General features: G+C 31.5%; 7 protein-coding genes and 1 tRNA gene. 7 read left to right on the top strand and 1 reads right to left on the bottom strand.

Annotated elements, in window-relative coordinates; translation table 11 throughout:
* The 7 genes from WBN21_RS09750 to WBN21_RS09720 all read left to right on the top strand — a co-directional run.
* A partial coding sequence (locus WBN21_RS09750) for a gliding motility-associated C-terminal domain-containing protein (protein WP_424199776.1) occupies positions 1–1,994 on the top strand: 1,994 nt, incomplete at its 5' end.
* Positions 1,995–2,027: 33 nt separating this feature from the next.
* Positions 2,028–2,963 (top strand): PorP/SprF family type IX secretion system membrane protein, encoded by a 936-nt coding sequence (locus tag WBN21_RS09745; protein ID WP_424199774.1) that lies wholly within the window; start codon positions 2,028–2,030, stop codon positions 2,961–2,963.
* Positions 2,964–2,975: 12 nt separating this feature from the next.
* Entirely contained in the window at positions 2,976–4,886 is a 1,911-nt protein-coding gene (locus tag WBN21_RS09740; protein WP_424199772.1) for an OmpA family protein, read from the top strand.
* A 193-nt stretch (positions 4,887–5,079) separates the two neighbouring features.
* Positions 5,080–5,604 carry an isopentenyl-diphosphate Delta-isomerase gene (gene idi / locus WBN21_RS09735; RefSeq protein ID WP_424199771.1) on the top strand — a complete coding sequence of 175 codons (525 nt, stop codon included), beginning with the start codon at positions 5,080–5,082 and terminating at the stop codon, positions 5,602–5,604.
* On the top strand, positions 5,604–6,014 hold the full coding sequence (locus WBN21_RS09730; protein ID WP_424199769.1) for a 6-pyruvoyl trahydropterin synthase family protein: 411 nt from the start codon (positions 5,604–5,606) through the stop codon (positions 6,012–6,014). The genes idi and WBN21_RS09730 overlap by 1 nt, the downstream gene beginning before the upstream one ends.
* A 137-nt stretch (positions 6,015–6,151) precedes the next feature.
* The gene (locus tag WBN21_RS09725) at positions 6,152–6,421 is read left to right on the top strand and encodes a hypothetical protein (protein WP_424199767.1); all 270 of its coding nucleotides are present in this window, start codon (positions 6,152–6,154) and stop codon (positions 6,419–6,421) included.
* Between the two features lie 62 nt (positions 6,422–6,483).
* Positions 6,484–6,557, top strand: a tRNA-Thr gene (locus tag WBN21_RS09720).
* 68 nt (positions 6,558–6,625) lie between these two features.
* Here WBN21_RS09720 and WBN21_RS09715 read toward each other — a convergent pair.
* Complete coding sequence (locus tag WBN21_RS09715; protein ID WP_424199765.1) at positions 6,626–7,327, bottom strand: DUF4369 domain-containing protein; 702 nt, start codon at positions 7,325–7,327, stop codon at positions 6,626–6,628.
* Positions 7,328–7,860 lie beyond the last annotated feature (533 nt).

The following is a 7,860-nucleotide window of genomic DNA, read 5'->3' as shown; positions in this document are numbered from 1 at the left end:
CCTCAGACCCAACGCCAGTAGATTATAATGTAGAAGATAATGATGGTAATGTATCTAACGATGCGACCATTACCTTAAACTTTGCGGTAGAAGTATCATTTGTTACTTCAGACTCACAGTTAGAAGGGACTGATTTAGTACATACGGTAACGATGAGTGGGTCGAGTGCAACCCCTGAGACGTATACTTATACTTTAACCGATAATACAACCGATAGCGCAACTGATTATAGTGCAGCTACTTTTAGTGATGGTGTGGTTAATAACGGTGATGGAACTATAACGGTACCTGCAGGAGTTACTTCGTTTACGGTAACAAGTGCAACAACGGATGATGCTTTATCTGAAGGAAATGAATTCTACGATCTTGTTATTGATGGTGTAACTGCCACAGGAACGATTATCGATGGTGATTCAGTAGTTGTAATAACAGTAACAGATGCTACGGTTACAGAAGGGACTGATTTAGTGCATACGGTAACACTTAGCGTGGCAAGTGCAACAGATGAAACGTTTACATATATACTTTCAGATAACACAACCGATAGCGCAACCGATTATAGTGCAGCTACTTTTAGTGATGGTGTAACGTATGATTCTTTAACAGGATTGATAACGGTACCTGCAGGAGTAATATCATTTACCGTAACGGTACCAACAACAGATGATACCTTATTAGAAACTAGTGAGTATTATAATCTTGTAATAGACAGTATTCCAGCAACTGGAACTATTTTGGATAATGATGATTGTACATCAAATCCAAATACAGATTGTGATGGCGATGGTGTAACCAACGGCGATGAGTTATTCCCACCAGATGGCGAAACACCAACTAATCCAAATGATCCATGTGATTACTTAGCATCTGATGTTACAGTATCTCAAGGAGGCGATTGGAGCACATCAGATTGTGATGGCGATGGAACAACAAATGAAAATGAAATACCAGGAGAAGAATTTGATCCATGTGCTGATGATGGTACAATAGGCGATGAGGACACAGCAAATACAATTTACTTAACAGCAGATTGTGATGGCGATGGTGTAACCAACGGCGATGAGTTAACTCCTCCAGGTGGCGAAACACCAACTGATCCTAATGATTCATGTGATTACAATACAGCTGATATGACATTAACACCAGATGTACTATGGTTAGCAGTTGATTGTGATGGTGATGGTGTAACAAATGGAGATGAATTAACACCTTCAAATGGCGAAACACCAACCGATCCGCTTAACCCATGTGATTTTAATGAGGGCGATATAACGTTAACACCGACTGCGACGGGTTGTTTAGCTTCTATGGAAGTTACCAAAACGGCTCAAGTATTTGGAACATCATTAGGAGATGAAATTGAATATACTATTGAAGTTGAAAACACAGGTAATGTTGTTATTACTAGCTTAACTTTAGAGGATATATTCTTGGATGCAAATGGAAATGCGATTGCTTTAACAGTAGATCCAGTATTTGTTAGTGCAGATCAAGGAAGTCCAGAAGGTACGTTACTTGTTGGGGAGATTGCTATTTATACAGCAAGTTTTGATATTACCCAAGTAGCTATTAATTCAGGAGGTGTAAGTAATAGTGTGATTGCCACAGGAACCAGCTTGTCTGGGCCAGTAAATGATACTAGTGATAATGGTATTGACACAGATGGAAACACTTCTGATGATTCAACAGTAACTGAATTAGGTTGCCTAACAGTTATCAATGAATTTTCACCAAATGGAGATAATTTTGGAGATACATTAATCATTACTTGTATTGATAATTATCCAAATAACAAATTGGAAATTTATAATCGCTGGGGTAACATTGTATATCTTAAACGTCATTATAAAAATGATGAAGGATGGGATGGTACTTCAAACGGAAGGGTAACATTAAATGAAAAGGATAAATTACCTGAAGGAACCTATTATTATGTATTGGATTTAGGAGATGGTTCTGAACCAAAAGCAGGATGGATATATATTAATAGATAATAAAAAGTAAACAGCTAAAAAAAAATGATAAAAATGATAAAAAAGTCATCATTCATAAAAAGTTTAATTTTAGTAGTGTTTACTGCACTATTAAGTTTAGAGGTTAAAGCGCAACAAGAGCCACAATTCACGCATTACATGTATAATACCATGAGTGTGAATCCAGCTTATGCTGGGCAAAGAGATGTTTTAAGTGCAACAGCATTATATAGAACGCAATGGGTTGGTCTTGATGGAGCACCAAAAACAATGACATTTGGAATTCATTCTCCGTTAAGTAACGATAGAATAGGTTTAGGATTAAACATTGTTAGAGATCAATTAGGTCCTGCAACTGAAACTAGTGTTGATGCTAATTTAGCATATACCATTCCGCTTAATGAATCTGGAAAATTAAAGTTATCCTTTGGTGTTAAAGGAGGAATGCACATGCTTGATACAGATTGGAGTAAAGGTAGTTCAGTTGATGGCGATCCTGTTTTTGGACAGAATGATATAAATTTAATATCACCAACTTTAGGAGCAGGTTTGTATTTGCATTCAGATAATGGTTATTTGGGAGTGGCAGTTCCTAATATTTTGGAAACTAATCACTACGATGATTATCAACAATCTATTGCTACTGAGCGTTTTCACATGTACTTAATTGGGGGACTTGTTTTTAATTTAAGTGACAATACGAAATTAAAACCTGCAGTTTTAGTAAAAGGAGTTGATGGATCACCGATTATAGCAGATTTATCACTTAATGCTTTATTTCACGATAAATTTACTTTGGGTGTTGCATACAGATGGGATGATTCTTTTAGCGGTTTAATTGGGTTTCAATTAAGTCCAGGACTTTTATTAGGGTATTCTTATGATGCAACTACTACTGGTTTAAGAAATTATAATAACGGAACACACGAAGTTATGTTACGTCTAGAATTACAACAAATAGGTAAAATTTTATCACCAAGATTCTTTTAAAAGTTTATAGACATGAAAAAAACAATATATATACTATCTATTTTAAGTGCTTTGGTTTTTAATGATTCATTTGCTCAAAAAGTTAAATCACGGAATGCAATAAAAGATTATGATAATCTATCCTATGTTAAATCTAGGAATGAATTATTAAAATTAGCAAACAAGGAAGAAGCTCCGATAGAAATCATTGAAAAATTAGCAAATTCATATTATTTTAATAATGAAATGGACGAAGCTTCCGAGTGGTATGAAAAGTTATTGGCTTTTAACCTTCCTATAGATCCTGAAAATTACTTTAGGTATGCACAGGCATTAAGGGCTCTTGAAAAGTATGATGAGTCTGATAGAGTTTTTAAAAGTTTTGCGGCTATTAAATCAGAAGATTCAAGAGTGAAGCAATTTTTAAATAAACCAAATTATGTAAAATCAATTGATGAAATGTCTTTTGATTTTGAATTGAAAAATTTGGATATTAACACAGCGTTTTCAGATTTTGGAACATCCACTTACAATGGAAATTTAATTTTTTCATCGTCAAGAGATCAGGATGAAAAAATTTATAAATGGAATGACCAACCCTTTTTAGATTTATTTGAACTAAATGAAAATGGTAGTGTAACAGAAGTCAATGGAGATGTTAATACTAAGTATCATGAATCTTCCACAACTTTCACTAAAGATGGTAAAACAGCTTACTTTACTAGAAATAATTTTTTTAAAGGTAAGTTCAAAAAGAATAATGAAGACATTCACGGTTTAAAAATCTATAAAGCAACTTTGATTGATGGTGAATGGAAAAAAATAGTATCTCTACCATTTAATAATGACGATTATAATGTAGCTCACCCTGCACTAAGTGCCGATGAAAAGAAACTTTATTTTTCCTCTGATATGTTTGGTACACAAGGTGCTTCAGATATTTTTGTTGTAGATATTAATGATGATGGAACTTATGGTGAACCAGTAAACTTAGGCCCAAAAATTAATACAGAGGGAAGAGAAAATTTTCCGTTTGTAGGTGAAACAGGGATTCTTTATTTTTCATCTGATGGACATCTTGGATTAGGTGGGCTAGATGTTTTTGCAGTTGAATTAGATAAATTAAAGGAGGCATCATCGATGATTCATAATTTAGGAAAGCCAATTAATAGTTCAAAAGATGATTTTGGGTTTATTATTGATGAAACCACAAGAAAAGGCTATATCTCCTCAAATAGAAAAAATGGTAAAGGGGATGATGATATTTATAGCTTTGTAATGGAAAATTGTACTAGGGCTATAGCAGGATCTGTTGTGAATAAAAGAACTCAAGACATTATAGCTGATGCTGATGTATATATTTATGATTCATATAGAAACCTATTAAAGTCATTAAAAAGTGATGATTCTGGTAATTTTAGTTTTGATCTTGGTTGTAATGAAAAAACTTATTTGGTTGAAGCTAAAAAAGAAAAATACAAGGATGATTTTATAGATTTTTCTGTAGTAACTGGTGATGAAAAGGAAATTAAACTTCAATTACAATTAGAACCTGAAGCGGCAAAAATAGGTACTGATTTAGCTTTATTATTGGGCTTAGAACCTATTTATTTTGATTATGATAAATCATTTATTCGTCCTGATGCCGAAATAGAATTAGCAAAGGTTATTAAATACATGAAAGAATATCCTAATGTGAAAATTGATGTACGTTCTCATACAGATTCAAGAGGAAGAGATGCTTATAACTGGGCATTGTCTAATAGAAGAAATAAATCGACAAGAGAATATATAATTAATAAAGGAGGAATTTCTGCAAATAGGATTACCGGTCAAGGTTATGGTGAAACTCGTTTAACAAATAAATGTTCTAATGGTGTTAAATGTTCTAGTGAAGAACACCAGGCAAACAGACGAAGTGAGTTTATTGTAGTTTCAAACTAATTTATAATAAACCATTAAGTTTAAAAGCATCTAAATTTATTTAGATGCTTTTTTATTTTAGAAGACTTACCAAGTTACTATTTTGTTTGTATTTTTGTTAAACTATGAAATGAGGGATAATAATTTTGTTGATTATAACGAACTTTTTATTGCCGAATTACATCTGACCCAAATTGAAAATAAAAATTAGCAGATGAAAGAAGAAAAAGTAATCCTTGTAAATGAAAAGGATGAACAAATAGGTTTAATGTCAAAAATGGAGGCTCATGAAAAAGCTGTGTTACACCGGGCATTTTCAGTTTTTATTTTTAATGATAAAAATGAATTAATGTTACAGCAAAGGGCTATGAATAAATATCATTCACCGGGACTTTGGACGAATACATGCTGTAGTCATCAACGCGATGGAGAAACTAATATTCAAGCTGGAAAAAGACGTTTGCAAGAAGAAATGGGTTTTGTTGCAGATTTAAAAGAATCTATTTCTTTTATATATAAAGCGCCTTTCGATAATGGCTTAACGGAACATGAGTTTGACCATGTTTTAATAGGGAACTATGAAAACGAACCTATTATAAATTTAGAGGAAGTTGCCAGTTGGAAATGGATGCCATTAGAAAATGTTAAAACTAATATTTCATTACATCCAGAATTATATACAGCTTGGTTTAAGGTTATTTTTGATAAATTCTACAAACACATAAACATCAAATCATAATGAAAGTTACTGTTAGTAGAAAAGCACATTTTAACGCTGCCCATAGGTTGTTTAGAAAAGATTGGGGTTTTGAAAAAAACGATGAAATTTTTGGAAAATGTAACAATCCTAATTTTCACGGTCATAACTACGAACTTATTGTTAGTGTTACTGGTGAAATTGATAAAGAAACGGGTTTTGTAATTGACATGAAGATTCTAAAAGATATTATAAAAAGTGAAATAGAGGATGCCTTTGATCACAAAAATTTGAATCTTGAAGTTCCTGAATTTAAAGAGCTTAATCCTACTGCTGAAAATATAGCTGTTGTTATTTATAATAAAATCAAACCAAAGCTTGATGATGTAATGGAACTGGAGATAACACTTTATGAAACACCTAGGAATTTTGTAAGCTATTCTGGGGCGTAAAATGGCATTTTGAAAACATTAATCAAGGATGAAACTTCATTACTTTTGTGGAAAATGAAGACTGTGAAATTTATTTTAAAAAAGTTAGCCTATTAGAAGTTTATGTGTAGTTTTGTAACCAATTAAAATTAGAAATTATGGCAAATGTTAGAGATTTAAAAAAAGATATTAATTACGTTTTAGGAGATATTATTGAAGCGGTATACATTTGGGAATACTCAAATACGGATAAAGACACTAAAAAAAGTGAAGCTATTATAGATGAAGCGATTTCAACTTTTGACGCGTTAATTGTAAAAGTTAATGCTAAAAAGGTGGAAAGCCCTAAAGCGCATTTTAAAGCAATTAATAATGAACTTGAAACTAAGGGAAGAGCTTTAATTGAAAAAATTAATAAACTTGGATAAATTTTTTTAATGGACTATTTGCATATATTAATTTTGCGATTATATTTGCATCCGTTAAAAACGCCGATGTAGCTCAGCTGGCTAGAGCAGCTGATTTGTAATCAGCAGGTCGTGGGTTCGAGTCCCTCCATCGGCTCTTAAAAATAAAAAAAACCTTTCCATTTTGGAAAGGTTTTTTTTTATTATTTAAGTTTCAGCTTTTAGTTATTCGGATTCAGTATTTTTTATTTTTTCAATAAACGCTTCTAATTCTTTACCATATTTAGAAGTTTTTACTTTAGGCGTTAGAGATTTATTTATAGTATCTAATAAATCGATTCTGGCGTTATATATTTCAGTTAATGCTAAATAAGGCGCAACTTCACTATCCTTATTATTTAAGGCAAAGTTTACCGTATATAAGTATCTGCGCTTTGTACTATTTTTTGCTTCTTCTGCTAATTTTAAATAAACAGCAGTATCATTTTTCTTTTGAGCATCAAATTGTTCTTTTATTAATTCTAAATTCCTATTATTCATTTTAGAAATTAGGGTTAGGTATTCATTTAATACCTTTTGTTGGTCAGAACCTTTTATATCGGCATCGAATGCAAAATTTTTCAATGTTGTATTAATTTCTGTCACGCCTTTATCAGCAAAAAAAGTAATTCTATCTTTTTCTGCGCTATTCTTATCAAGATATAAATAGAAAACTTCTGGAGTGTCTAATTTACTATGTAATTCAATATTATAATTACCATTTATTACTAGCGAATCTACAGTTACTAATATGGTGTCTTCAACTTTTTTAAGATATAAGGTTCCTTTTTTTAAGTCTTTTACCTTAACTTTTACTGTTAAGTCGTTTTGGTCTTTACCACAAGCAACAATAAATAAAGCTATTAATAGGAAGGATAATTTTTTCATCGAAATTTCAAGTATTTATATAGTCACAAATATCAAACAATTTTATGGCTTTTACTAGTAGGTGAATACTAAATTATGAGTGTTAAAGAATTCACAAAAAGATAAAGGAAATGTTTTTTGGCACGAGGATTGTGATATGATAACCGTAATTACATTCGTTATAAAGTTTATTGAGTGGTTACTTTAAACTTAAGAATTGTAATTCATATTTTGGTTGGTTAGTTAGTAAAAAAGCATCCTATTTTAGGGTGCTTTTTTTATTTTTTTGTGCTTTATTATGTAAATTCAATTATCTGATATTGTGTATTTCATCGATAATATGTTGTTAATCGTCTGGAGATGTTAAAATTTATTGCATTTCATCGAATAATAATGTATTTAATCGTTTAAATATATTTCATAGTTTTATATTTGGAGAGTACTAAATAACACACTTTTTAGTTCAATGGATTAATTAATTAATATTTGCATTATGTTGTTAAACAAGGAAACCCAAATCTAGCATCATAATATAAAAAGCAAATTGAAAAGAA

It is taken from the genome of Algibacter sp., from assembly GCF_049667265.1.
In the GTDB taxonomy this organism is placed as follows: Bacteria; Bacteroidota; Bacteroidia; order Flavobacteriales; family Flavobacteriaceae; genus Algibacter_B.
This window is presented reverse-complemented; position numbering and strand designations above follow the sequence as displayed.